Raw genomic sequence first — 24202 nt, 5'->3', positions numbered from 1 at the left:
ATCCTTGCTCTGTCGGCCCAAGCGGGCATGTCGCTATGTCGTGTGCATCCTGGGTGTGCCGGCAGACCAGCGGGGCGGATGCGTTGTCGTCCTCTGGTGGGCGCGTTGCTCGAGCGGGTCGTACCGGGTACGGCTCGGAAGAGCAAATACGTCCATGCGTGGGAGCGGCGCTGCATCCAAATGGCCGCTCATTCGGGCTTCGAGACTGGCCTGAACGGGCGTTCGGCGTCTCGGATTTATCCCCGCCTGTCCGTTTCCGCTAATGGCATAGCGGGCCAGCCGGATCGGCGTGCGTGCTGGCCGGGGAGACCGGGGCGACGCGTCAGAAAGGACAGACGTGCTGCCCTATCGCAGTCACAATTGCATAAATCGAAACCGGGGGTCAAGCGGGATATGAGCGGCTTGGGACAGCCAAGTAGGAAATTGCCAACTCGGGGATAGGAAAGCAGAATTTTTGCGCGTGGGGCTCCCTTAATACGGGGAGCCGCACCAGCCTGAAGTCCAGAAATAGTTATTCGAGATGCGATTTAAGGAACCACAGATCCTTGTCGAGCTCGCGTGAAAAGGCGGTCAGGATATCGGCTGAAGTGGGGTCGCCGGCCTCTTCGACGGTGTCGATATCGTCGCGAATCTGGTTGGCGAGTTGGGCGTAGCGCTCAGTCAGTGCCCCAAGATGGTCTGGCACTTTGCGGATCTCGGTGGGGTAGGGCGGCAGGCTCGTGGAGGCGGCAACCACTTGGCTGGTGCCCAAGGCAATACCGTCCAGCTGCGCCACCCGTTCGGCGATCACGTCAGTATGGGTGTCGATGGCGGCGCGGAATGGATCGAGCATTTCGTGCACCGCGATGAACTGCAAGCCTTTGAGATTCCAGTGCGCCTGTTTGGTCAGCAGCGCCAGATCGATAGAGTCGGCGAGACGGGCATTGAGCAGCTCGATCACCGCGGATTTGGAGTTGGACTTCAATTCTACCGAGGGGATGGCCATGGGTTTGTCCTTGAGGTGAGGGGCAGATGGCTGCCGTGTGTTCCAAGGGAAACCGGAGTGACGCGGTGAAGTTCCGGCTGGGGGTAAATGAAAAAGCGCAGCCCGGGTGGACTGCGCCTCTTGGATCGTTCCGAACGGGTCGGATTAGTTGACCGACTGGTCCTCGATCGTAGGCTGGCTGGTGCCGCCGCTGATCTGGATGGTGCGCGGCTTCTTGCTTTCGGGCAGTTCGCGCTTCAGTTCCAGATGGAGCAAGCCGTTTTCGAGCGTGGCACCCTGAACCTCGACATAGTCGGCCAGCTGGAAGCGGAGCTCGAAAGCGCGCTCGGCAATGCCGCGATGGAGGAATTCACGAGCCTTTTCAGTGCTCTCGGCGGGCTTGGCACCCTTCACAACCAGGCTGTTTTCCTTGGTCTCGATGGCAATATCGCCATTGGAGAAGCCAGCCACGGCGATGGAGATGCGGTAGGCATCATCGCCGGTCCGCTCGATGTTGTAGGGAGGATAAGTTTTTGCTTCCTGCCCGCTCAGGGTATCGAGGCGGTTGAAGAGGCGGTCGAAGCCGACGGTGGAGCGGTAGAAGGGGGAAAAATCGATGGTCTGCATAGCACATTCTCCTGAAAGCAACGTGGTGTTCTCGACCCTTGCTATGCGGCTCCCAAAAGAGGCAAGCCGTTGATTTTGCTCGGGTGAGGTCCCCGGATAACCGGCGGACGAGCTATATCTAGGCGCCCCGTTTGGGGGTTCAAGAGCGTTGCACAGCGGGCGCTGCAAATTTTTTTGCCCTGCAATGGCCATGTAGATGAACGCATTCTGAACGCGGTTTTGCATCCCCGTTCAGGATGGGGGGCGCATAAGGGGGCATGTGCTGGCCAAAGCCGGCGCTACGCAACTGCGGGCTTGTCACCCGCCCCCCGCACGGGCCCGCAGCGTAAGGGAGCCAGCATCTCGCAAGAGGTGCTGGCTTTCTTTTGTCCAGCGCCTATATAAGCCCACCCCTCCGGCCGGCTTGCCTCCAGCACCGGCCCCTCCGGCATGAAGGTTTGTGGCATGACCATTGTTGTGGATCCCAATGGGCCCAAACTGGCCAGCGACCCGAACAATCCGATCCCCGAAGGGGGACGCGTCGGGTTCTTCCGATCCGCCGATGGGGTTCGGTTGCGCTATGCGATCTGGCCCAAGGGCGTGGGGCCGCATCGGGGCACGGTGTGCCTGCTGCAGGGGCGAACCGAATTCATCGAGAAATATTTCGAGACCATCGCCGATTTCCGCTCGCGCGGCTTTGGCGTCGCGACCTTTGACTGGCGCGGGCAGGGTGGATCGGAACGGCTGATCGGCAATCCCAAGCTGGGCTATGTCGACAAGTTCTCCGATTACTGGAGTGACCTCAAAAGCTTTCACAGCGAAATCCTGCTGCCCGATTGCCCGCCGCCCTATTACCTGGTGGCGCACTCCATGGGGGGGCTTGCGGCGCTGTTTGCCGGGGTCAATGACCGGCTGATGTTCGAGCGCATCTTTTTGTCCTCGCCCATGGTGGGGCTGGAATCGCCGCCCTTCGGCACCGCGGGCGCCGCACGGGTCCTGAGCGCAATGAGCTTTCTGGGCCTCGGACGGCTGCCGCTGCGGCGGCCGCAGGACAAGGCTGCCTCGAAAATGGCGTTTGCCGACAACCCGCTGACCGGGGATCCCGAGCGCTTTGCCCGGAGCATCGCGGTGCTCAAGGCCCATCCCGAACTTGAAATCGGGGCGCCAACGATCCAGTGGACCGGGGCGGCGCTGGCGGCCATGGCTGCGGCACAGCGCGATGACTTTCCCGAAAAGCTGCGGGTGCCCCTCCTGATCCTGGCGGCAGCGCGGGACCGGGTGGTCTGGACACCGGCGACCGAGGAGTTGGGCCTGCGCCTGCGCACCGGCCGGCACATGGTGGTGCCCGGGGCCCAGCATGAGCTGTTCATGGAAACCGATGCGATTCGCGCGCAGGTGTTCGCCGCGTTTGACGCCTTCATCACCGAGCAGAGCTGACCGCAGGGCTCCGTCGCGCTCAGGCGCGATTCACCAGTTCGAGCGCAGCATCCAGCAGCCGGGGGGAAGCCGCGGCCACCACATTGCCCCCACCGGTGGGCTCGCTGCCGTCCCAGCAGGCAATGGCGCCGCCCGCTTCGCGGATGATCGGCACCAGGGCGGCAATGTCATAGGTGTTAAGGAAAGGCTCGACCACCAGATCGGCATGGCCGGCCGCGAGCAGGGCATAGCCATAGCAATCCATGCCGAAGCGCTGCAGGCGGGTGGCGCCGGCCACAGCCTGCCATTTGGCTTGCAGTTCGGGCGTGCTGAAGAGTGCGGGCGTGGTGGTGAATACGCGGCAGGCGGCGAGTTCGGTCTGGCCCGAGCTGCGCAGGGCTGTCTGGGTCTGGCCGCGGCGATAGCTGGCCTGGCCAGGCACCGCCAAAAAGGTTTCGCCGATAAAGGGCTGGGCCATGATCCCGGCCACGGCCACCCCATCCACCGCAAAGCCGATCAGCGTGCCCCAAACAGGGGCACCCGAAATAAAGGCGCGGGTGCCATCCACGGGATCGATGATCCAGGAAAAGCGGTGCTCGCCCGTGTTGCCCCATTCCTCGCCAATGACGGCATGATCGGGAAAGGCTTCAGCGATCACCGCGCGAATGGCGGTTTCCGCTGATTTGTCGGCCTCGGTAACCGGGTCAAAACCGCCGGCGAGCTTGTTGTCGACCAGCAGGGGCGTGCGGAACAAGGGCAGGGTGCAGGCCGCGGCGGCGTCCGCTGCGCGGAGCAGGGTGGCTTGGATGGCAGCGAAATCAATGGGCATGCGAGGGTGACCGGGGCATGACCTCGTGGCTGGGGGGCTCACCATGAGGTCTGGGGGAGACGCGGTGGTGGTAGCATAGTGAGGTGAGCGGGGGAACGGGGTGGGCTCGTCTAACTCCGCTCCCCGCGAGACCCCTCTCGCTAAAAACACGGGGGTGCTGTTGGATCGCGGGACTTAGTCACGCCGAGGGCACAGCAAATGGGCTGGTACAAGCTCGTGTTTGTGGCACTTACCTTGTTCATGTTCTCGCCATTGGCGTTCGCCGTAGTGCTGAAACTTGCCCTAAGCTTAACAATCCAAACGCCCGATGTGCCTCTTGGATGATGTCACAGCTTAGCGCCTGAGCCCAGTGACCGCTGTTTCGACCAACTATATGGCGCGGAGGTCAAACCAAGTTGGAGCCGCTCTAAACCAAGGCGCCGTTTACGTGAAGGTAGGAGGGTTCAAACTGGGCATAGGCCTGGAGCCGCTCGTAGTCCAGAATTCGGACTTCTCCTTCAGCCACCTCAATCAGTCCATCATTTTCCAGCTGACGCGCCGCTAGTCGCGCGCTGGTGGAAGTGACGCCCAGCGCGTCGCCTAGCTCCGCGTCGGTAAGCGGAAGCGACAATTTGTTGTACGCGCCAAGCCCCACTGCTTGGTACCGAAGATGCAACTCGCAGATAATGTGGGCAAAGTGCTCGGCCACTTTGAGCCTTCCAGCGGCAGCAACCCAGGTGCGGTAAGTTGAGGCGGTCACCAGAGTGTCACGCCAACACAGGTCAGAGAGCGTTGGAACGGCATGAAGCAAGGGCCGCAGGTCGTCGTGTGCAATGAGCGCTACATCTGCGTGCTGGTGCGCGGCCAGGGAGAAGTCCAGGCCCGGCAGCACTAAACTCTGTAAATCCGGGATATCGCCTGCAATGTGAAATCCGATAATCTGTCGCCTCCCATCAGGAAAGACCTTGAAGCTTGAGACCAGTCCAGAAAGGATCAGGATGCTGTCGGTTGGCTGTTCTCCTTCTTTACGGACGGTCTGCCCGCGCCAAACCTCACGTTCCCGAATGGGGAGGGCTGCAATCGCAGCCCGGTCCCTGGGAGAGACGGCCCCAATGCTCTGGAGGCGTCGAATCAACAAATCTGTGTGCTGCTGCATCGCGAGCGCCTTGAGAGGCTAGCAACGTCGGCGGCGAACATTCGCCACCGGACCGAACCTCTAGCTAATTCATTAGACCGCCATCCATGTCGTTACCTTAACATAACTCAATATTTGAGATTATTACTGCGGCCTCGAGCATGCTGATCTGCGTAGTCGATTAGAGAAAAGGGCTGGCCAAAACATCCATTGCACGCCTTAGCACTATCTAATCGCCTGCTTTAGGCCTATCATTACTGGATCGCGGGCCGATTTTCTTGGGCGCCTGCGGCTGAGAGTTCAATCCGCTCCCGCCTTTTATTGTGGGAGCAATGAACATGCCTCGTTTCTTTTTTCACGTCATGGACGGCCGAGCTATTATCGACACCGTGGGTGTAGAACTGGCTGGTGTTACCGAGGCCCGCGCTGAAGCGGTGCGGGCAGCCGGCACTATCCTGAGCTCCGAGGCAACCAAGTTCTTGGAGGGACGAGGCAGGTGGTGCATGTCGGTAGCCGATGAGACGGGCGCAGTCTGTTTTACTCTCCGCTTCTCAGGTGACAACCACGAGGACTAGCCAGGCCCGTCTGCCGAATGGATGAGACCGTTCGGTTTTTCTATCATATGTTAGATACATCCGCAGTGAACGGTGGTGGGTGGGGCCGACAAAGTGAGGGGCCATGTCGCTAAACATCCTTATTCGTAAACTGGAAGGTTATGCGGCCCTGTCCGATGAAGACCGGAGCCTGGTCAGGGAGGCAGGGTCAGGCAGCCGGCTCGTTAGTGCCAAGCGCGACATCATCCGAGAAGGCGACAACCCCAGCGATGTTCATCTGGTCGCCGAAGGGCTGGCCTGTCGCTATAAAATGGATCAGAGCGGGCGTCGCCAAATCGTCGCCTACTTGTTGCCTGGCGACTTCTGTGACCTGCGTGTGCATGTTCTGGATGCAATGGATCACTCCATTGGGGCGCTGACGGACTGTCAGGTTGTCGATATCCCGCGCGAAACGATCGACAATCTTTTCGAACGCCCAGGACTGAAGCGACCACTGTGGTGGGCGACCTTGGTTGATGAGGCGACCCTGCGGGAGTGGCTGCTGAACATGGGCACCCGGGAGGCGGACCGGCGCATCGCGCACCTATTCTGCGAGATTCATGCCCGTCTCAAGGCCGTCGGCCTCGTTGCAGATGGTAGCTTCAAATTACCTGTGACGCAGGCGGACCTGGCCGATACGGTGGGACTCTCGGCTGTGCATGTTAACCGCACCCTTCAATTCCTGCGGGCCAGCGAGATGATAACCATCCGGGGCTCCGCAATCGAAATCCTCAACCACACTGCACTGGAACAGTTTGCCGGGTTCGATCCAGCGTATCTCCACATCCGCAGGCGCAACAGCGTTGATATATAAGCGCATGGGACTCTGGGCTCGGTAAAGTAGTGAACGGCAGCCGTTCAGTTCCTCGCTCCGCATCGGAGCGGTTTAGCGGCTCCCCTGTTAGTGCTCTCGACGCCGCGGTGCGCTGCCGGCGAAAACGCTGTCCATCCAGACTGGCGGTTTCGCACAAAGGTATTCGTGGGCCGGTTTGATCAGGGATGACCATCCTTAAACGTCCGCTTCTCTAGAATGCGCTGAACCGGATTGGTGGGTTGGGTGGCTGCTGGGGTAGGGGGTAGCGGCCCGATACTGCCGCTAGAGATGAAAGTGACCGGCGGATTCGGGTTGGTAAAGTACCCGTTCGATGCGGATCTGCTGTGGACGATCGGACACCAGCCAGTCGATGGCATGGCCTTCACCATAACCCAGGATTGCGGCGCCGAGGTCGGAGAGCACCGATAGTTTGCCCGAGTTTTTGTCCGCGTCTTGCGGATAAACCAGCGTCACGTGGCGCTGCTCGTCGTCCAGCTGCAGCACGAGCCTGGAATTCATGGTGACGACATCGGGCGCGACGCGCCGGGGATTAACCACAATGGCTCGTTCGATCTCGTGTTCGAGGTCCACAATGGCCGGTCCTTGCTCGTAGGCCATCAGGTCCTGGAGGCGGGCTTTGTCCATCTCGGTGATGTAAATCTCGGCGGCTTCGGCCATGGCTCCGTCACGCAGGCGCTGCAGATAGCGGGCAGAGGTCATGGACAGGGCGGTGAGCCCTGGTGTTTCCCGATCGACCAGAAAGCCGCAGCGCTCAAAGGCCTTGAGCGAGCGGGTGTTGTCCGGATGGATCTTGGCGATGACCGTGCGGGCGCGCATATCGAGAAAGGCGAGCTTCAGCCCTTCGCGGATGGTGCTGGCGCCGAGCCGGCGACCCCAGTTGTCGTGATCGCCGATCACCAGGACGATTTCGCAATCGGGGCCGGTCTTGACCAGGCGGACGAAACCCACGGGCCGATCAGTGCGATCATGGGCCATGAAGAAGCGTCCGCCCCCGTTGAACAAATGGGTCAGGATCGGCAGCTGCGTTCGATCGAGGGCCCGGGCGATGAAGCGGGACACGCTGCTTGAATCACTGAGATAGCGCGTGACGCGTTCATCTTCCAACCAGCGCATCAGGATCTGGGCGTGGGTCCGCGTGATTTCCGGACGCAGGGCCACAAAAGGCTTGTTCATCTTCGCCACCTTGGTCGCAAGAATGAAAGCCTGTCACGGTCATGGCCGTGCTGGTTCTTTCGGGTCAGAGCTGAAAAACAGGAAAGCACACCATAGCAAGGATGTACCCGCCAAGGCCAGCGCCGGGGTGCTCACGCGGAGGGTCAGGCCCCGGGCTGCGACCCAGGGACGCGCATTTGCATGCCCACGGCATCCATGTGGGGCCTGTTGCCTTATAGGTGCAGCGGCACGCCGTGCCCCGGCATCATGATGAGGAAACCAACCGTGCTAGACGAAATCTGGTCGACCGCCCTGAGTGAATTTTCGGACGTTCCAGACGTTTCGACCATTACGCGCATTGCCATGCGGTTGCTGCTCGCCGCCATGCTTGGAGGGATTCTTGGCTATGAGCGTGAACGCAAAGGCAGAAGCGCTGGGGTGCGCACCCATATGCTGGTTGCCGTGGGGGCGGCGCTGTTTGTCATCGGACCGACCCAGAGTGGCATGCCGATCGAGGATATGTCGCGGGTCTTGCAGGGCATTGTGCAGGGGATCGGCTTCCTCGGCGCCGGCGCGATTATCGTGCGCACGGCAAAGAACCAGGTGGAGGGCCTGACCACCGCCGCCAATATCTGGGCCACCGCGGGCATTGGTGTCATTGCCGGTTTGGGCCTCGAAGCTACCGCGGTGCTGTCGGCGGCTGTTATCCTCATCATCCTGGCGGCGGTGCCACTGATCTTGCCGTCAAAAGCCGATAACGGCGATAGCCAATAGGCAAGCGCCAGGCCCCGGGGGGACACGGGGGCTGATGTGGTCTGCGGATTTTATTTACTCGCCGCTCCCTGCGGTTTATCTGCGATGGTGGCAGGATCCTTGCGGCACAAACGAGTAGGCGAGAGCGGTGAACGATAGGCCAGCGCGGGCGAAGGGAGGATCGGAGCGCGTTTCCTTCCGGCGACCACTGGTCCATGGGGGCCTCGAAACCCTCGCCGCTCACTATGTGCGCCAATCGTTCAAACCCCATTTTCACCCGCAATACCTGATTGGGGTGATGACAGCCGGCGTGCATTCGGTTTGGTGCCGGGGTGAGCAGCTCAGCGTGAGCGCGGGAACCGTCATGACCATGCGGCCCGGCGACGTGCACCACGGCAATGCGGCGGTCGAGGGTGGTTGGGGGCAACGGATGTTCTATGTCTCCGAGCAAACCATGGGGGACATCCTGGGAAATCGGGAAGGCCGCGAGGGCGTGCCCCTGCCGGACTTCAAGCTCTCCAACCGCCGGGATCCGTCCCTGGCAGCGCGGCTGGAACGCATCCACCAGGTTGTGCATGGGTCACGGCTGGCGCTGTCCCGGGACACGGCCCTCGATGCCCTGGGGGATGTGGTGGCGAGGCTTGCCGGTAACACTGCCCCAACAGAAATGGCGATTATTCTTCCGGATCACCGCGCCCGAAACCTCGTCGACTACCTCCATGCCCATGTTGAAGAGGATGTCGGGCTCGACTTGCTGTCCTCGCTGGCCGAATTGGGTCGGCGGCAGACGATCGACTTGTTCAAGCGCCGCACCGGATTGCCGCCCCATGCCTACCATATCGGCTTGAAGGTGCGCCTGGTGCAGAACCTGCTTCGCGAAAGGCACTCGCTGGCTGCGGCGGCGGCCCAGGCGGGCTTTGCCGATCAGAGCCACATGACGCGGCACTTCACGGCCATAGTCGGCACCACACCGGCGGCTTATGCGCAGGCCTGATCGGGGCTGCACTTTTGTTCTATAGCTCGCCTGCGCCATCGCCTACCCACTGACAACTAGACCGTCAGTCACAGTGGCGGGTCGGAGTTGAACGAGGGTAAAGACGATGACGGACAGGGTCCATGCGGCGGCAACACATGATCGCCGCTCCACCGGTTTGGCCGACCTGGCCGTGCTGGGCGTCGCGGTGGTTTGGGGGGCGAGCTACCCGGTCAGCAAAGGCGCATTGGCCTATGCGCCGGTTCTGGTCCTGATTTTCTACCGGTTTTTCGCCACTGCCTGCATCATGTCCATGCTGGCGCGGCGCGAACTGGCCTCCGCGGCGCGGGCGGACCTGGTGCGGGCTGCTGTGCTCGGCGTTATTCTAGCAGTGATCTTTATTGCCGAGATCGCAGGCCTTGCCCAGACGAGCGCAACCAATGCGGCTTTGATCATTTCCTTGAGCACGCTCTTTACTCCGTTTCTGGACTATGCGCTGGCGCGGCGCGTGCCGCCCCCCATCGTCATTCTTGGCGCGGTTATCGCCTGCGCTGGCGTTGGCTGCCTTGTGGGTGGACTGACCGCATGGTCGCCCGGGGATGGGCTTATTCTCCTTGCCGCCATGCTTCGGGCGGTTATGGTCGTTGCCACCAAGCGATTGATGGCGGGGCGCGCATTGTCGTCCGTGGCGCTGACTGCCACGCAAGCTGTCATCGTCAGCGTAGTCGCGCTGGCGATGCTTTGGAGCACTCAGGGACTTGGCGCGCTTGTTGTGGCGGCCGGCCCGAGCTTTTGGGCCAGCGTCGCCTTTCTGTCGCTGTTTTGTACGATCGCGGCCTTTTACGTCCAGAATGCTGCGGTCCGCCGGACGAGCCCGACCAGGGTTGGCTTTCTGATGGGAACCGAGCCGCTGTTCGGTTTTGCGTTAGCGCATCTCCTTTTAGCTGAGCCTGTAACCGCATCGACGCTTGTTGGTGCAGCCCTGATCGTGGCTGGGACATTCCTCGGCATGGCAGGCGAACGCCGGGAATTGATGCAGCAGGATGCCCGGGCAGGGTGACGGGTGCGGGTGAGGCGCCGGCCGGTCCGCTATTCGGCGGCGAGTTTCTGGGCGGCGGTGTGGGGGGTGAGGAGGGTGGGGAGGTCGAGAGTGATGAGGGCGGTGATCAGGTGGTCCATGAGGGAGCGCATGGTGTCAAAGCCGCTGTTTCGATCCAGGGTCGCTTCGTTCATGTAGAGGTGGCGGCTGATTTCGATCTGGAGGGCGTGCACGCCTTGCTGGGGGCGGCCATAGGCGCGGGTGGAAAAGCCCCCGGCATAGGGGCGGTTACGCGCAACGCGCAGGCCCGCCGCGCTGAAGATGGTTTCCACCATGTCGATCAGGGCCGGGGTGCAGGTGGTGCCATACCGGTCGCCAAGCACAATATCGGGGCCGGAGCGGTCGCTCGGGCGGTTGATGCGCGGCATGGAATGGCAATCGATCAGCACCGCGACGCCGAAGGTGCCAACGGCTTCGTTGAGCAGCTTTTGCAGCGCGGCATGGTAGGGCTGATAAATGCCCTCGATGCGCATGCGCGCGTCCTCGAGGGTCAGCCGGTCGCGATAGATGGGCTTGTTTTCGGCCACGACGCGCGCGAGCGTGCCAAGGCCGGCCGCCACGCGCGGCGAGGTGGTGTTGAACCTTGGCCCAAGGGGCTCGTCGAACATGGAGGGGTCCAGTTCCCAGGGCTCACGATTGACGTCGAGATAGGCCCGGGGGAAATGCGCGCGCAGCAAGGGAGCCCCGAGATGGGGTGCGCGGGCAAAGAGTTCGTCGACAAAAGCATCCTCGGACTGGCGGATCGAGAGATTATCGAGCCGGGTCATGGCAAGGAAGCGTTCGGGATAATTGCGGCCCGAATGGGCCGAGTTGAACACCAGGGGCGCCACGAGGCGGCGCGGCCGGATCGTTTCAAACGCTGGCTGATCCCAATAGTCGGACCGCACAGTCCCTCCCGATAGGCTTGGGCGCCGTTCTGCGACGCGGCGCCGTTTACCCCCGCAATGTGGCCCGTGGCACGCGGCTTGTCCAGTTGATCAAGATAATTGTAAGGGCCAGCTGCCCGGTTTGCGTTATGGCTAACCTGGCATAAACATCCGTGGGATAATTTGCGACTCAGTGGCGAATTGGCCGGAGAGAGTGATGAGACGAATTCTGCTGGCGGAAGACGATAATGACATGCGCCAGTTTCTGACGCGGGCGTTGAAAAACGCCGGCTATGAGGTGGTTTCCTTCGATAATGGCCTTTCTGCCTATGAGCGGCTGCGCGAGGAGCCGTTTTCGCTGCTGCTGAGCGATATCGTGATGCCGGAAATGGACGGGATCGAGCTGGCGCGGCGCGCCACCGAACTCGATCCAGACCTGAAAGTGATGTTCATCACCGGCTTTGCCGCGGTGGCGCTCAACCCCGACAGTGACGCGCCCAAGGATGCTTCGGTTCTGAGCAAGCCGTTTCACCTCAAGGATCTGGTGAATGAAGTGGAGCGGCTGCTGGCCGCGTGATCAAACACGCTGGGGCGGCGCCTGAGCCGCCTTCGAATGGGGTGCTGGAATTGCCATCGCTGCGCGCAGATCTGGGCGCTGGTGGAGGCGGAAAAGCGGGGGAGCATTTTCTCCCCAGCGGCGCGCGCGAGGCCCCTTGACCACAAAGCAAGTTTTGTGGTCTATCCGCGCCATTGGGACGGCCTAGCGGCGGTTCCTTCCCGGAGAGATGGGCGTATAGCTCAGCGGGAGAGCACCTCGTTGACATCGAGGGGGTCACAAGTTCGATCCTTGTTACGCCCACCATCTCTCTAGTCTACTTCGCCGATGGCGATGGGAGTATAGCTCAGCGGGAGAGCATTCGCTTCACACGCGAAGGGTCACAAGTTCAATCCTTGTTACTCCCACCATCCGCCCCTTCCTCGCGCCGGGGCGGCCTGCAAACAGCAATGACCTGCGCTTCCGGCTCACGTAGTAATCTACGTTGCGCACTGCAAACAGCAATGACCTGCGCTTCCGGTGCTCACGTAGTAATCTACGTTGCGCGCCGGTTCTCGGACGTTACTGTTTTCGACTCGCCCCAACCCGAAGCTGGGTCGGATGGTGCCTGACGGCCAGCATTGATTTGCCGGTTTCTCGATGACTGCTGTCTGCGCCTGCCCTGCAAAGGGGATGGCGCAACACGCGCCGCTTGCGCCGGGCCGCTCCCTCCCCGTGAGAGGAGGGTTGGGGTGGAGGTTCTGGCGGTGGGTTGTGCGCGAATCGAGTTTAGCCGGTGGCCCGAACCCCGACCCTCGATCCCTCCCCTCAATGGGGAGGGAGGCGATAGGGCATGGGCGCTGGGTGGTGGATGGCACTGGGTGTTTGCAAGTTCCGTCGGAGTCGCTTTGTCTTGCCATTCTCCTGGTGAGCTTTTGCGTCCCTTCCCTTGAGGGGAGGGATTGAGAGAGGGGGTCGTTGGGCGGGCGCAATGTTGCTAAAACGCGGCCCCCACCCCGTCAGCCATTCGAGCATTGCTCTCATGGCCTTCTCACCTGAAATCGCCCCACTGGAGCGATTTCGACTTCGGCCGGTTCGAAGCCCCCCAAGGGGAGGGAGGCGCGTGCTGCGGGCTCTCAGTGCTTGGCCGCGCTTGAGCGAGGATTGGTGCTTGGCTGATGAAAAGGGCTTGCGCGGGTAGCTGGGGCGGGAGCAGAAACGGGGCATGGCAAAGCGATTTCCCCAGCTCGAATCCCACCATCACAAGTTCATTGCGGCCCAGCATATGTTCTTTACCGCTTCGGCGGCGCCGACGGGGCATGTGAACATGTCGCCGCGCAGCACCGACATGTTCCGGGTGCTCGGGGACAATGACGTGCTTTATCTCGACCGCACCGGCAGCGGCAATGAAACGGCGGCGCATCTGCGGATCGATCCGCGGCTGACCATCATGTTTTGCGCTGTGGACGGGCCACCGCTGATTCTGCGGCTGTATGGGCAGGGGCGGGTAGTCCATCGCGACAGCGCGGAATATGCCTTGTTGCTGGCCGAGCAGTTCGGGGGCGAGGCGCCGCTGGGGGCGCGGCAGATGGTGCGGCTCGCGATCGAGCTGGTGCAAACCTCGTGCGGCTATGGCGTGCCGCTGTTTGATTATCGCGAGGAGCGCCCGCAGATGGATAGCTGGGCGCGAGCCAAGGGCGTGGATGGCATCGAGGATTATTGGCGCGAAAAGAACCAGGTGAGCCAGGATGGCTTCCCTACGGGGCTGTTCGAGGCGCCGGTCACATCGGCTTGAACGGCTCGGAGGGGTTGGGCCTGTCGCCAGGGCGGGTGCAGCACTATATGAGAGCCATGTTGAAATTTTGGAATAAGCGGGAGAATGGCATGGATGCTCATGCATTTCCGGTCACGCGGACCGATGAGGAATGGCGCAAGCGGCTGACGCCCGAGCAATACCAGGTGATGCGTAACCACGGCACCGAGCGGCCGGGGTCCTGCGCGCTGCTGCATGAAACGCGGGCGGGTGCGTTCACCTGCGCCGGTTGCGACCAGCCGTTGTTCGAATCGACGCTGAAGTTCGAGAGCGGCACGGGCTGGCCGAGCTTCAACGATCCGCTGCCCGGTTCGGTGGAGACCTCCGAGGATCGCTCCTACGGGATGGTGCGCACGGAATGCCATTGCTCGCGCTGCGGAAGCCATCTGGGGCATGTGTTCCCCGATGGTCCCCCGCCCACCGGCTTGCGCTATTGCATCAACGGCGTGGCGCTGAACTTTTCCCCCGCCGAATAAGACCCAAGAGCCCTGGAGTGATCCGGGGCTTTTTTGTGCCCGGCCTCGGGGGCACGCCCTCGTGGTTCGAGGCTCGCGAAGAGCTCGCACCTCACCATGAGGGCTACTTGGAACTCGATGCATCAACAGGCCTCATGGTGAGGTGCGCTTTTGGCGCCTCGAACCCAAGAGGGCGTGGCCCTAAGTTCCCCTTGGTTTGGCGCGGGCGGTGGGGCGGGCGGCAGCGGGATCGTCGGGCCAGGGGTGGCGGGGATAGCGGCCTTTGAGCTCCTTGGCGACGTCGCGCCAGGAGCCGGCCCAAAAGCCCGGCAGATCGCGCGTGGTCTGGATCGGGCGGTGGGCGGGGGAGAGCAGGACGAGGACGAGCCGGATGCGGCCATTGGCAATGGTGGGATGGCGGGTGAGGCCAAACAGTTCCTGCACGCGAATCTCGATCGCGGGGCCGCCTTCGGCGGTGTAGTCGATGGGCACGGCATTGCCCGTGGGGGCGGTGAAATGGCTGGGCAGCAGGGCTTCGATTTCCTGGCGCCGTGCGAAGGGAAGCAGGAGATCCAGCGCGGTGCGCAGCTGTTCGCCGGTGATTTCGGAGAGTTTGGTCAACCCGTAAAGGGCCGGGGCGAGCCAAGTCGCGGTGCTGTCGGCAAGGGCCTCGGCGCTGAGGTCGGGCCAGTCGTCGCCCAACGTGGCGTGCAGGTAATTGGCGCGGGCGCGCCAGGCCTTTTGCTCGCGGCTCCAGGGAAGGGCATCGACGCCACGCCGCGCCGCCGCTTCGGCAAGCAGGGTGGCGGCGGCTTCCGGATCATCGACGGGCACGGGTTCATCGGCAAGGCGTAGCGCACCGAGGCGGCGGGTGCGGCGGGCGCGGATGCTGGCGCTGGCCTCGTCAAAGCTGAGGGTGGTTTCGGTGGTGATCTTGTCGGCAAAGAGGGTTTCGAGCTCGGCACGCTCCAGCGCAGCGGCGGCGCGGATGCGGGCGGTGGCGGCGGCGCCGGTCAGATCGGTGACGACGAGAAAGGGCACGGCGGCGAGGGCTTCGGTGGCGTCCATGCTGGCCTGCCGGCCATTGGCGAGGCGAAAACGGCCGCGGGCACCGGCAGACTGGGCGACGCGGTCCGGGAAAGCGCGGGCGAGATGATGGCCGACAGATTGCGGGTCGGTGGCGTCGGCGCTGCCGCCGGCAGATTTGGCCCAGCGGGTGGCAAGGGCGCGGGCATCGCGGGCGCGAGGTGAGCGATCGAGCCGGAAGCGCTCGAGGCGATGGGCTAGATCGATGCCGTCGCCGCCAAGGCCGCGTTCGCCGAGCAGCACGGTCAGTTCCGCGGCGGTTTGCGCGTCGCCATCGGCGGCACCTTCGACGACCATATGGGCGAGCCGGGGATGGAGCGGCAGGCGGGCCAGGGCCTTTCCCGCTGCGGTAAGGCGGCCGGTGGCGTCGAGGGCATCGAGGCTTTGCAGCAGGGCGACGGCCTCGCTCCAGGCCGGGGCGGGTGGCGGATCAAGGAACGGCAGCTGGGTGGGATCGGCGACGCCCCAGGAAGCGAGATCGAGAGCAAAGCCGGCGAGGTCAGCCGCGAGGATTTCGGGAGTGTCGAAAGGCTGGAGCGCGGCGTTCTGGCCTTCGTTCCAGAGGCGGATGCAGTGACCGGGCGCGGTGCGGCCGGCGCGGCCACGGCGCTGGTCGGCACCGGCCCGGGAGACCCGGCGGGTCTGGAGGGTGGATAGCCCGGTGGCGGGTTCATAGACGGGCACGCGGCGAAAGCCGCTATCGACGACAATGCGGATGCCCTCGATGGTCAGGGAGGTTTCGGCGATGGAGGTCGCGAGCACGATCTTGCGCTGGCCGGGCGGGGCGGGCTGGATGGCGCGGTCCTGCTCGGCCGGGGTGAGCTGGCCGTAAAGCGGGGCGAGACTGGTGTGGGGCGGCAGGCGGTCGGCGAGGCGTTCGGCGGTGCGGGCGATCTCGCCTTGGCCGGGCAGGAAGACGAGCGCCGAGCCCTCATGCTCGCGCAGGGCGGCAAGGACGGCCGTGGCCACGGCGTCTTCGAGGCGGGCGAGGGGATCGGGCTCGCGATATTCGGTCGTGACCGGGAAAGTGCGGCCGAGGCTTTCGATGACGGGTGCATCGTTGAGGAGGCGCGCGACGGCAGCGCCATCGACGGTGGCGGACATGACGAGGACGCGCAGATCGGGGCGGAGCGCGGCCGCATCGAGGGTGAGGGCGAGGCCAAGATCGCCATCGAGGCTGCGCTCGTGGAATTCGTCGAAGAGGACGGCGGCGATGCCGGTCAGTTCGGGGTCGTCCACCAGCATGCGGGTGAAAACGCCTTCGGTGACCACTTCGATGCGGGTCCTGGGGCCAACCCGGCTATCCATGCGGACGCGGTAGCCGACGGTCGCGCCGACCTCTTCGCCCAGGAGGCGCGCCATCTGGGTGGCGGCGGCGCGGGCGGCAAGCCGGCGCGGCTCGAGCACGATGACGCGGCCATCCGCGCGCCAGGGCGCATCGAGAAGGGCGAGGGGCACACGGGTGGTCTTGCCGGCGCCGGGGGGCGCCACCAGCACGGCATAGGGGCCGGCGGCCAGCGCGTCGTGAAGGGCTGGGAGAGCTTCGTCGATAGGGAGGGGCGGCAGGGACATGGCCGGGGTTGTGGCGCATGGCGGGGCCGGGGGCAAGCGCTGCGAAAAGATGGGGGCGTGTCGGCAAGGGCGGCTGGCGAGCGTCAGAGGGAGGGGGCAGCGTGAGGCTGCCGGGGTTGTGGGGACGAAGAATGATTATTGCTGGCTGGATCATGACGGGGCTCTTGGCGCTGTTCATGCTGGGTGCGTCGGTGGCGCCAAAACTGCTGGGCTCGACGCTGGCGCTGGAGCCGCTGCAGGCGGTGGGATGGCCGCCTAAATATCTGCTGCTGATCGGGGTGATCGAGGCGGTGTGCACCGTCCTGTTTGTGATCCCACGCACTTCGTTGCTGGGGGCGGTGTTGTTGACCGGGCTGCTGGGGGCGGCGCTGGCGGCTAATCTGCGGGTGGATAATCCGCTGTTCAGCCATACGCTGTTTAGCCTCTATCTGGGGGTGTTCGCCTGGATGGCGCTGTGGCTGCGCGAGCCGCGGATCAGGGGGGTGTTTCCGTTGACGTGAGACTAGCTACATCCAGTTGGTGGAGGGGCCTGAACCCCCACCCCGGCCCTCCCCTCAAGGGGGAGGGTGCAGAAAGTGCCCTGCAACGTCCGTTGGCGTGCTGGCGTTGAGACGCGAGCAGGTGTGAACGGGGCAGCGGTTGGTGGAGCGGGGGGAGATCAGGATTGGGTTGTCGGGGTGGACCTACACGCCCTGGCGCGGCAATTTCTATCCTGAAGGGCTGCCGCAAAAGCGCGAACTGGCCTTTGCCGCGGTTCATTTCAATGCGCTCGAGATCAACGGCACCTTTTATGGGATGCAGACGCCCAAGTCGTTCGAGCAATGGCGCGACGCGGTTCCGGAAGGGTTTGTGTTTGCGCTCAAGGGGCCGCGCTATCTGACCCATATGCTCAAGCTCACCAATCCCGAGCCGCCGCTGGCCAATTTTTTTGCTTCGGGGCCGTTGGCACTGGGGGAGCGGCTGGGGCCGGTGCTGTGGCAGTTTCCCGAGCGGTTTGCCTTCAACCCGGAGCGGATCGAGGCGTTTTTTCGCTTGTTGCCGCGCGACACGGCGCAGGCGGCAGAACTGGCGCGGCGGCATGACGGGCGGTTGCGGGCGCCGCCGCATTTCGGCGACGGGGTGGTGCGACCGATCCGGCACGCCATGGAAATCCGGCATCAGAGCTTTTGCGACCCGGTGTTTATCGAGCTGCTGCGGCGCTACGAGATTGCGCTGGTCTGCGCCGACACGGTGAGCTGGCCGCTGCTGATGGATGTGACGGCGGACTTTGTTTATTGCCGACTGCATGGCTCGGAGGAGCTCTATAAGTCAGGCTATTCCCCCGCCCAGCTCGACAGCTGGGCCGAGCGGGTGCGGCGATGGTCGGTGGGGGAGCCGACCGATGGGAACTTCGTCGCCGGTCCGACTGCGGATGGCGTAAAGCGCGATGTTTACCTGTTTTTCGACAACACCGACAAGCTGATGGCGCCCGGAGATGCGCTAGGCTTGATGGCGCGACTCGGGGTTGAATGGGCGCCGCCCAATGCCGCCGAGGCCAAGGCAGTGCGCATAGCGGCCCGTTCGCGTCGAACCCTTCCACAAGTCTGAAAGGCAAACCCCATGGATCTGATCACCATCGCCAATGCGGATCTGCGCGTCGCCCTTGCGCCCATGGGGGCGGAAATGCAGTCGATCACCACCGCGGATGGCGGGGAATGGCTGTGGCATGGCGATCCGCAATTCTGGAATGGGCGGGCGCCAGTGCTGTTTCCCATTGTCGGCAAGGCGCCTGGCGATCAGGTGAGCATCGAGGGGCAGTTGTTCGCGATGAGCCAGCACGGTTTTGCGCGGCGGAGCATTTTCACGCTGGTTGAGCAGGGGGAGGATCACTGCCGCTTCGAGCTCAGGGCGTCAGAGGTGACGCACGAGGTGTATCCGTTCGAGTTCGTGCTGGCAGTGAGTTACCGGCTCGAGGGGCGCAAGGTCGTGGTGGAAGCGGAAGTGCGCAATGCCGACGGGCGGGCCATGCCGTTTGGGCTCGGGTTTCACCCCGCTTTTGCCTGGCCGCTGCCGGGCTGCGCGGGCGAGGAGCATCGCGCCGTGCTCGATAATGGGGCCGAGCCGGCGCGGGTAAAGCTCGAAGGGGGTCTGCTCGGCCCCGACATGCTGCCGTCGCCGTTCAAGCTGGGTGAACTGGTGCTGGAGCATGGGCTGTTCGATGAGGATGCGCTGGTGTTTCCGCAAGGGGCGGGCAGCGGCATCCGGTTCGTGGCGGAAAGCGGCAAGGGGCTGCACTTCAGCTGGAGCAATCTGCCGGCCTTTGCCTTGTGGAGCAAACCCAAGATGGAGGCGCCGTTCCTCTGCCTCGAGCCTTGGCACGGCATGGCGGCGCGGGTGGGCGCGGGACCGGCGCTCGAAGAGCGGCCGCTGACGCTGGTGCTGGAGCCGGGCGGGCTGGCGCGGTTCGGGTTTGCAGTGGAGATTCTGGGGTAGGCACATCCGGTGAGCTTGCGCCGGGGGCGAAATCTCGAGATGGGCCCCGGCTCAGGGCCGGGGTGACAATCGCGTGCATGGCACCGCCGGTGCAGTGTTGAGGGACCCCCACCCTCGATCCCTCCCCTCAAGGGGGAGGGAGGCGCGAAGGCCGGTGAACTGCCGGACAAAGATTATTCCGCGGCGGGGCGTTCGTCGATGAGGGCGTCGGGGCCGTTAGGGTCGCCGGGGGCGGTTTCGCAGTTGAGGTCGGGGAAGGCGACGACGCGGTTGTTGCGGAAATCGAGCCGCACGACGAGCAGGCCGCGCTCCTCGAACCAGGTAAGGAGGCGTCGGGCGCGGCTGGTGGAGTGGGTGCCATAAAGGCGCGCCACAGTGGCGTCGGAAGGGCAGGGTTCGCCCGCGAGGGCGGCTTGCGCCAGCACCAGAAAGACGCCCTGCACGTCATCCGTGAGGGTTTCCGACATGGCGAGCGCGGCCTGCCAGCCATCGCTGTCGGCCAGTTCCTTTTCGGGCGCAACGCGGGCGACGGCGAGGCGGCGCTTGAAGACGGGCAGTTCGGGCGGCTCCCCAGGAACGCGGCGGATGCGGCAGCGCACGAGAAAATCCTGATAGAGCACTGCCGTGGTGCGGAAGGCCGCATCTGGGTCGCTCAAGAGTTCGACCATGATGGCATCGATCTGCGAAACGCGCTCGGCCTCGTCGATCTCGGGGAACAGCGATTGCGGCGTCGGCTCGGCTTCCGGGCGCGCGCGGGCGACCTGGGCGAGCAGTTCGTTGGTCGAGGGCGGCGGTGGCGGCGCGGGGCGGCGCACCACGGGACGGGCGAGCTCGGGCTCGGCGGTGAAGATCAGCTCGGCTGCATCCACCGGGGCTTCAAAGGGGGTGAGCTTGGGGCTCGTGGAGCGGGCCGAGGTTTCCACTGTGCCGATAACGACGGGGAGCGGGCGGCGCGAAATGGCCGGGCCCAGGGCAATGAAATGGCCGCGGGCAAGGTCGCGGAACTGCTCGGCCTGGCGCTTTTCCATGCCCAAAAGATCGGCGGCGCGGGCCATGTCGATGTCGAGAAAGGTGCGGCCCATGAGAAAATTGGAGGCCTCGGCCGCCACGTTCTTGGCCAGCTTGGCAAGGCGCTGGGTGGCGATGACGCCGGCGAGGCCGCGCTTGCGACCGCGGCACATGAGGTTGGTCATGGCGCCGAGCGAAAGCTTGCGCGCTTCGTCGGACACTTCGCCGCCAACGGCGGGGGCAAAGAGCTGCGCTTCGTCGACGACGACGAGAACGGGATACCAGTGGTCGCGATCGGCGTCGAACATGCCGCCGAGAAAAGCCGCAGCGGCGCGCATCTGCTGCTCGACATCGAGGCCTTCGAGGTTGAGCACGACCGATACGCGGTGCTGGCGGATGCGGCCGGCAATGCGGGTGAGCTCGGCCTCGGTGCGGGCGGCATCAACCACCACATGGCCGAACTTGTCGGCAAGGGTGACGAAATCGCCCTCGGGATCGATGATGCATTGCTGCACCCAGGGGGCGCTTTGCTCGAGCAGGCGACGCAGGAGGTGGGATTTGCCCGAGCCGGAATTGCCCTGGACGAGGAGGCGCGTGGCGAGGAGTTCCTCGAGATCGAGCAAGGCACTTCCCTTGGAAACGCCGGCGCCAGTGGCGCCCATGTCGATCTGAACCTTCATTCCTGCTCCGGGTAGGCGCGGGTTCGTGCCGGTGGCGGGACTCGCGCATAGGGGGACGAAGGGCTTCCCTAGCATATCGGCCCGGCGATGAAAGCCGGGCCGAGCCGTTGAGTCACAGTTTCCTTTGTCGCCTCAGAGCCGCACGAGGGTGTCGACCTTGACCGGCAGGCCGGTGGCGAAGGACTGGTTGGCGGCAATGCCGGTGAGGATGGAGAGGGCGCCGTCGCGGTGATTGGCGCCATAACCGGGCTTGGGCGTGGCATTGCCAAAGATTTCCTCGAGCATGATCTTGTCGCCCCCGCCATGGCCGCCTTCACCGTGCTTGACCGGCACCTGGCGCGCTTCGCCGCCCAAGGGGAAGTGGTAGAGCGTGACGCCCTTCGCCGCCCCTTCAGTGTCGGAAGTCGAGCCGGCATTGATGTAGGAGGTTTCGTGCACGGTGAGCTCAAGGCGCCCGCCGGTGCCGTTGATGGCGACGTTGAAGCCCTCCCAGGGGGCGTAGGCATAAAGCGAATAGGTCATCACCGCCTTGTTGCGGTAGCGGACCATGACATTCATCGTGTCCTCGATGGAAATCCCGTCGCCAAAGACGTTCTGGTCGCGCTGATAGCCATCTTCCTTTTCAGCGTCCCAATAGAGGCCCTTCTGGGTCGGGTTGCTGGTGAGATCAATGGCGAAGGGGTCGTTCCTGGCGGCTTCCACGCCGGTGGTGCGGGTATAGGGGGTGAAGATGCCGCGCTCTTCGGCATTGGCGCGACCATAGAATTTGAGGTCGCCCATGCCAAAGACGGTATCGGGTTGCGAGCCCAGCCAGAAATTGACGAGGTCGAAATGGTGGGTGGATTTGTGCACCATGAGGCCCCCCGAATTGCGCTTGTCGCGGTGCCAGCGCCGGAAGTAATCGGCGCCGTGGCGGGTATCGAGCAGCCACTCGAAATGCACCGAGGTCGGGGTGCCGATGGCGCCCTCGGCGATCAGTTCGCGCAGGGCGGAATTATGCGGGGCGTAGCGGTAGTTGAAGGTGACGCGGACCTGCTTGCCGGTGCGCTCCACGGCGTCGAGGATGGCCTGGCACTTTTCGGGGTCGGTGGTCATCGGCTTTTCGGTGATGACGTCGCAACCGGCTTCCAGCGCCGCGATGATGTAGTGGTGGTGGGTGCGATCAATGGAGGTGACGATCACCGTATCGGGCTGGTGCTCCTGGAGCATGGCGCCGAAATCGCTGGCCTTGAAGGTGGGCACGGCCTGGCCGCCCAACTCGGTTTCGATCACGCGGTTGGTGAAATCCATGCGCACCTGATTGGTGTCGCAGAGCGCCAGCAGGCGGGAATGCTCGCGATGGGGCCCGAAGATCGCTTCATAAAACATGCGGGCACGACCGCCGGTGCCCACCAGCGCGTAAGTCTTGGCCATAGGGGAAAACTCCGGTCTTGAGGTAACGAGGCTGCTTTCGCATCTACCATACAAGATTGGGCTGTGGCACTACTTCTTTTATGATGCGTCGCGCGATATGCACTGGGAAAGCCCGGGCAGGCAGGCTCGGCGCTGGTGTGCATGCGATCCGGCCCGGAGTTGAGCAAAGCAAGTGGTGGCTGATGTGACCCAGAACGGCGAAGAAACCATGGCGCTGCGCGTCGTGCGGGCTTTGCGCGACGACATCATCACCATGGCCCTCAAGCCGGGCGATGTGATTTCGGAAAGCGATATCGCGGCCAAATATGGCGTGTCGCGCCAGCCAGTGCGCGAAGCCTTTATCCGGCTGGCGCAGCTGGGGCTGCTGCTGATCCGGCCCAAGCGGGCGACAGTGGTCAAGAAGATCTCGCCGGTCGGTGTGCGGCAATCCCGGTTCATCCGCGAATCGATCGAAGTCGAGATCGTGCGGCGCCTCGCCGCGCAGCCGGCCCCCGGCGTTCGCGCCGAGCTCGAGGCGCTATTGGCCGAGCAGGAGCAGGCTTCGGTGGCAGATGATCACCGGCGCTTCCATGAGCTCGATGAGTTGTTTCACCGCGTGCTCGCGCGGCTGGCGGGGGTGGAATATGCTTGGCAGCTGATCGACGATCACAAGATGCAGCTCGACCGGGTGCGCTATCTGACGCTGGGCGTGTCCTCGAGCCAGCGGGCCATTGCCGAGCATCGGCAGATCGTGGATGCGGTGGCGGCCGCCGATCCGGTGGCGGCCGAAGCGGCGATGCGGGCGCATCTGGCCCGGGCCGAAGTGCTGCTGGCCCAGACCATTGCCGATTTTCCTGAGTATTTTGACGAAGGCTAAGCCGACGGGGCTCATTACCAAGGCGGCGGAACCGGCACGGCGGTTGCTCGCTTTCCCCAAGCGGGTTAAGCCGGGTCAAGGCACGGGGAGAGTGGCGATGAAACAGCGGCGATTGGGCAAGACGGGGTACCAGGTTTCCGAGATCGGCCTAGGCTGCTGGCAATTGGGTGGCGGGTTCGGGCCGGTGGGCGACGAAACCGCCAATGCCATTCTGGATGCGGCCGATGCGGCTGGCGTCAATTTCTGGGACACGGCCGATGTTTATGGCGGGGGCCTCAGCGAAAGCCGGATCGGGGCGCACGCCAAGAACCCGCAGGTGCGGGTGGCCACCAAGCTCGGGCGCGGGGGCGGCATGTTCCCCAACAATTATAGTTTCGAGGGCGTGCGGGCGAGCCTTGAGGGTTCGGCGCGGCGGCTGGGCGTAGCGACACTGGACCTGGCGCAGCTGCATTGCGTGCCCACCGCGGTGTTGCGCGAGGGCTCGATCTTTGGCTGGATGGACCGGTTGCAGGCCGAAGGGCTGGTGCGCCGCTGGGGCGCGAGCGTCGAGACCATCGAGGAAGGGCTGTTGTGCCTCGAACAGCCGGGGCTCGCGACGCTGCAGATTATTTTCAATGTGCTGCGCCAGGATGCGGCGGACGAGTTGCTGCCCAAGGCGGCGGAGCGCGATGTCGGCATCATCGTGCGCCTGCCGCTGGCGAGCGGGTTGCTGTCGGGCAAGTTCGGCCGGGATACGCAGTTCGAGGCGACCGACCACCGCAACTTCAACCGGGACGGGGAAGCCTTTTCGGTGGGCGAGACCTTTTCGGGCATCCCCTATGAGCGGGGGCTGGAACTGGTGCAGGAGCTCAAGGGCCTCGCGCCCGAAAGCATGCCGCTGAGTCAGTTTGCGCTGCGCTGGATCCTCGATCATCCGCAGGTTTCGACGATCATTGCGGGGGTGAGCAAGCCCGAGCAGCTGGCCGATAATGTGGCTGCCAGCGAGCAGCGGAGCCTGTTCCCAGCGCTCAATACGCGGCTCAAGGAATGGTATGAAAAGGACGTGAAGCCCGCCATTCGCGGTGGGGTTTAGCGGGGGCGAAGCTCGCAAGTTGCGAGTAGGTTGAACCGCC

Annotated in this window: 22 protein-coding genes and 2 tRNA genes; 15 read left to right on the top strand and 9 right to left on the bottom strand. The window is 63.8% G+C overall.

Annotated elements, in window-relative coordinates; translation table 11 throughout:
* Positions 1 to 511: 511 nt before the first annotated feature.
* Positions 512 to 985, bottom strand: coding sequence for a DNA starvation/stationary phase protection protein Dps (gene dps, locus HRQ64_RS15975; RefSeq protein ID WP_172124238.1), 474 nt, complete (start codon positions 983 to 985; stop codon positions 512 to 514).
* Positions 986 to 1129: 144 nt separating this feature from the next.
* Positions 1130 to 1591 carry an Hsp20 family protein gene (locus tag HRQ64_RS15970; RefSeq protein ID WP_127754044.1) on the bottom strand — a complete coding sequence of 154 codons (462 nt, stop codon included), beginning with the start codon at positions 1589 to 1591 and terminating at the stop codon, positions 1130 to 1132.
* 444 nt (positions 1592 to 2035) lie between these two features.
* Here HRQ64_RS15970 and HRQ64_RS15965 point away from each other — a divergent pair, with 444 nt between their 5' ends.
* Positions 2036 to 3007 carry an alpha/beta hydrolase gene (locus HRQ64_RS15965; protein ID WP_172124236.1) on the top strand — a complete coding sequence of 324 codons (972 nt, stop codon included), beginning with the start codon at positions 2036 to 2038 and terminating at the stop codon, positions 3005 to 3007.
* Positions 3008 to 3026: 19 nt separating this feature from the next.
* On the opposite strand, the gene hisN is transcribed toward HRQ64_RS15965, so the two are convergent.
* Together hisN and HRQ64_RS15955 are read right to left on the bottom strand one after the other, a co-directional pair.
* Positions 3027 to 3815: a histidinol-phosphatase gene (hisN, locus tag HRQ64_RS15960; RefSeq protein WP_172124234.1), complete on the bottom strand. Its 789-nt coding sequence runs from the start codon at positions 3813 to 3815 to the stop codon at positions 3027 to 3029.
* Between the two features lie 406 nt (positions 3816 to 4221).
* Positions 4222 to 4950 (bottom strand): Crp/Fnr family transcriptional regulator, encoded by a 729-nt coding sequence (locus HRQ64_RS15955; RefSeq protein WP_172124232.1) that lies wholly within the window; start codon positions 4948 to 4950, stop codon positions 4222 to 4224.
* Between the two features lie 657 nt (positions 4951 to 5607).
* Here HRQ64_RS15955 and HRQ64_RS15950 point away from each other — a divergent pair.
* Positions 5608 to 6336, top strand: a complete 729-nt coding sequence (locus HRQ64_RS15950) for a Crp/Fnr family transcriptional regulator (RefSeq protein WP_172124230.1) — start codon at positions 5608 to 5610, stop codon at positions 6334 to 6336.
* A 282-nt stretch (positions 6337 to 6618) separates the two neighbouring features.
* Here the strand turns inward: HRQ64_RS15950 and HRQ64_RS15945 are convergent, their stop codons facing one another.
* Positions 6619 to 7530, bottom strand: coding sequence for a bifunctional GNAT family N-acetyltransferase/nucleoside diphosphate kinase regulator (locus HRQ64_RS15945; protein WP_172124228.1), 912 nt, complete (start codon positions 7528 to 7530; stop codon positions 6619 to 6621).
* A 264-nt stretch (positions 7531 to 7794) separates the two neighbouring features.
* On the opposite strand from HRQ64_RS15945, the gene HRQ64_RS15940 reads away from it, so the two are divergent.
* The 3 genes from HRQ64_RS15940 (at position 7795) to HRQ64_RS15930 (ending at position 10295) form a co-directional block, all read left to right on the top strand.
* Positions 7795 to 8283, top strand: a complete 489-nt coding sequence (locus HRQ64_RS15940; protein WP_349236715.1) for an MgtC/SapB family protein — start codon at positions 7795 to 7797, stop codon at positions 8281 to 8283.
* A gap of 127 nt (positions 8284 to 8410) precedes the next feature.
* On the top strand, positions 8411 to 9256 hold the full coding sequence (locus HRQ64_RS15935; RefSeq protein ID WP_172124226.1) for an AraC family transcriptional regulator: 846 nt from the start codon (positions 8411 to 8413) through the stop codon (positions 9254 to 9256).
* A gap of 106 nt (positions 9257 to 9362) precedes the next feature.
* Entirely contained in the window at positions 9363 to 10295 is a 933-nt protein-coding gene (locus tag HRQ64_RS15930; protein WP_172124224.1) for a DMT family transporter, read from the top strand.
* Positions 10296 to 10324: 29 nt separating this feature from the next.
* Here the strand turns inward: HRQ64_RS15930 and HRQ64_RS15925 are convergent, their stop codons facing one another.
* Entirely contained in the window at positions 10325 to 11221 is an 897-nt protein-coding gene (locus HRQ64_RS15925; RefSeq protein WP_127754036.1) for an N-formylglutamate amidohydrolase, read from the bottom strand.
* A gap of 196 nt (positions 11222 to 11417) precedes the next feature.
* Between HRQ64_RS15925 and HRQ64_RS15920 the strand changes: the two genes are divergently transcribed.
* The 5 genes from HRQ64_RS15920 to msrB all read left to right on the top strand — a co-directional run bounded on the left by HRQ64_RS15920 (position 11418) and on the right by msrB (position 14024).
* Positions 11418 to 11777, top strand: a complete 360-nt coding sequence (locus tag HRQ64_RS15920) for a cell cycle two-component system response regulator CpdR (RefSeq protein ID WP_127754035.1) — start codon at positions 11418 to 11420, stop codon at positions 11775 to 11777.
* A gap of 210 nt (positions 11778 to 11987) precedes the next feature.
* Positions 11988 to 12062: transfer RNA gene (locus HRQ64_RS15915), tRNA-Val, on the top strand.
* A 29-nt stretch (positions 12063 to 12091) separates the two neighbouring features.
* A tRNA-Val gene (locus HRQ64_RS15910) sits at positions 12092 to 12166 on the top strand.
* 794 nt (positions 12167 to 12960) lie between these two features.
* Positions 12961 to 13530, top strand: a complete 570-nt coding sequence (locus HRQ64_RS15905; protein ID WP_172124222.1) for a pyridoxamine 5'-phosphate oxidase family protein — start codon at positions 12961 to 12963, stop codon at positions 13528 to 13530.
* 89 nt (positions 13531 to 13619) lie between these two features.
* On the top strand, positions 13620 to 14024 hold the full coding sequence (msrB, locus tag HRQ64_RS15900) for a peptide-methionine (R)-S-oxide reductase MsrB (RefSeq protein ID WP_127754033.1): 405 nt from the start codon (positions 13620 to 13622) through the stop codon (positions 14022 to 14024).
* Positions 14025 to 14204: 180 nt separating this feature from the next.
* Here msrB and hrpB read toward each other — a convergent pair whose 3' ends face one another.
* Positions 14205 to 16661 carry an ATP-dependent helicase HrpB gene (gene hrpB, locus HRQ64_RS15895; RefSeq protein WP_172124220.1) on the bottom strand — a complete coding sequence of 819 codons (2457 nt, stop codon included), beginning with the start codon at positions 16659 to 16661 and terminating at the stop codon, positions 14205 to 14207.
* 131 nt (positions 16662 to 16792) lie between these two features.
* On the opposite strand from hrpB, the gene HRQ64_RS15890 reads away from it, so the two are divergent.
* From HRQ64_RS15890 to HRQ64_RS15880, 3 genes are all read left to right on the top strand, one after another.
* A complete protein-coding gene (locus HRQ64_RS15890; protein ID WP_172124218.1) occupies positions 16793 to 17161 on the top strand; it encodes a DoxX family protein in 369 nt (122 codons plus the stop codon).
* 139 nt (positions 17162 to 17300) lie between these two features.
* The gene (locus HRQ64_RS15885; protein ID WP_172124216.1) at positions 17301 to 18248 is read left to right on the top strand and encodes a DUF72 domain-containing protein; all 948 of its coding nucleotides are present in this window, start codon (positions 17301 to 17303) and stop codon (positions 18246 to 18248) included.
* A gap of 12 nt (positions 18249 to 18260) precedes the next feature.
* Entirely contained in the window at positions 18261 to 19133 is an 873-nt protein-coding gene (locus HRQ64_RS15880) for an aldose 1-epimerase family protein (RefSeq protein ID WP_172124214.1), read from the top strand.
* Positions 19134 to 19306: 173 nt separating this feature from the next.
* On the opposite strand, the gene HRQ64_RS15875 is transcribed toward HRQ64_RS15880, so the two are convergent.
* Together HRQ64_RS15875 and HRQ64_RS15870 are read right to left on the bottom strand one after the other, a co-directional pair.
* Positions 19307 to 20821: an ATP-binding protein gene (locus HRQ64_RS15875; RefSeq protein WP_172124212.1), complete on the bottom strand. Its 1515-nt coding sequence runs from the start codon at positions 20819 to 20821 to the stop codon at positions 19307 to 19309.
* A 132-nt stretch (positions 20822 to 20953) separates the two neighbouring features.
* The gene (locus HRQ64_RS15870; protein ID WP_172124210.1) at positions 20954 to 22234 is read right to left on the bottom strand and encodes a Gfo/Idh/MocA family oxidoreductase; all 1281 of its coding nucleotides are present in this window, start codon (positions 22232 to 22234) and stop codon (positions 20954 to 20956) included.
* Positions 22235 to 22409: 175 nt separating this feature from the next.
* On the opposite strand from HRQ64_RS15870, the gene HRQ64_RS15865 reads away from it, so the two are divergent.
* Positions 22410 to 23090, top strand: coding sequence for a GntR family transcriptional regulator (locus HRQ64_RS15865; protein WP_172124208.1), 681 nt, complete (start codon positions 22410 to 22412; stop codon positions 23088 to 23090).
* A 97-nt stretch (positions 23091 to 23187) separates the two neighbouring features.
* Positions 23188 to 24162 (top strand): aldo/keto reductase, encoded by a 975-nt coding sequence (locus HRQ64_RS15860; RefSeq protein WP_172124206.1) that lies wholly within the window; start codon positions 23188 to 23190, stop codon positions 24160 to 24162.
* Positions 24163 to 24202: the final 40 nt, after the last annotated feature.

This window comes from Devosia sp. 919 (assembly GCF_013185965.1).
Classification (GTDB): Bacteria; Pseudomonadota; Alphaproteobacteria; order Rhizobiales; family Devosiaceae; genus Devosia.
Note: the sequence above shows the minus strand (reverse complement) of the source record. Positions and strands in the feature narration are given on the sequence as shown.

What these genes read in the sequence shown, in the direction of transcription:
- dps (WP_172124238.1), bottom strand. Translation starts at nt 985, where the DNA reads ATGGCCATCCCCTCGGTAGAATTGAAGTCCAACTCCAAATCCGCGGTG.
- HRQ64_RS15970 (WP_127754044.1), bottom strand. Translation starts at nt 1,591, where the DNA reads ATGCAGACCATCGATTTTTCCCCCTTCTACCGCTCCACCGTCGGCTTC.
- HRQ64_RS15965 (WP_172124236.1), top strand. Translation starts at nt 2,036, where the DNA reads ATGACCATTGTTGTGGATCCCAATGGGCCCAAACTGGCCAGCGACCCG.
- hisN (WP_172124234.1), bottom strand. Translation starts at nt 3,815, where the DNA reads ATGCCCATTGATTTCGCTGCCATCCAAGCCACCCTGCTCCGCGCAGCG.
- HRQ64_RS15955 (WP_172124232.1), bottom strand. Translation starts at nt 4,950, where the DNA reads ATGCAGCAGCACACAGATTTGTTGATTCGACGCCTCCAGAGCATTGGG.
- HRQ64_RS15950 (WP_172124230.1), top strand. Translation starts at nt 5,608, where the DNA reads ATGTCGCTAAACATCCTTATTCGTAAACTGGAAGGTTATGCGGCCCTG.
- HRQ64_RS15945 (WP_172124228.1), bottom strand. Translation starts at nt 7,530, where the DNA reads ATGAACAAGCCTTTTGTGGCCCTGCGTCCGGAAATCACGCGGACCCAC.
- HRQ64_RS15930 (WP_172124224.1), top strand. Translation starts at nt 9,363, where the DNA reads ATGACGGACAGGGTCCATGCGGCGGCAACACATGATCGCCGCTCCACC.
- HRQ64_RS15920 (WP_127754035.1), top strand. Translation starts at nt 11,418, where the DNA reads ATGAGACGAATTCTGCTGGCGGAAGACGATAATGACATGCGCCAGTTT.
- HRQ64_RS15905 (WP_172124222.1), top strand. Translation starts at nt 12,961, where the DNA reads ATGGCAAAGCGATTTCCCCAGCTCGAATCCCACCATCACAAGTTCATT.
- msrB (WP_127754033.1), top strand. Translation starts at nt 13,620, where the DNA reads ATGGATGCTCATGCATTTCCGGTCACGCGGACCGATGAGGAATGGCGC.
- hrpB (WP_172124220.1), bottom strand. Translation starts at nt 16,661, where the DNA reads ATGTCCCTGCCGCCCCTCCCTATCGACGAAGCTCTCCCAGCCCTTCAC.
- HRQ64_RS15890 (WP_172124218.1), top strand. Translation starts at nt 16,793, where the DNA reads ATGATTATTGCTGGCTGGATCATGACGGGGCTCTTGGCGCTGTTCATG.
- HRQ64_RS15880 (WP_172124214.1), top strand. Translation starts at nt 18,261, where the DNA reads ATGGATCTGATCACCATCGCCAATGCGGATCTGCGCGTCGCCCTTGCG.
- HRQ64_RS15875 (WP_172124212.1), bottom strand. Translation starts at nt 20,821, where the DNA reads ATGAAGGTTCAGATCGACATGGGCGCCACTGGCGCCGGCGTTTCCAAG.
- HRQ64_RS15870 (WP_172124210.1), bottom strand. Translation starts at nt 22,234, where the DNA reads ATGGCCAAGACTTACGCGCTGGTGGGCACCGGCGGTCGTGCCCGCATG.
- HRQ64_RS15860 (WP_172124206.1), top strand. Translation starts at nt 23,188, where the DNA reads ATGAAACAGCGGCGATTGGGCAAGACGGGGTACCAGGTTTCCGAGATC.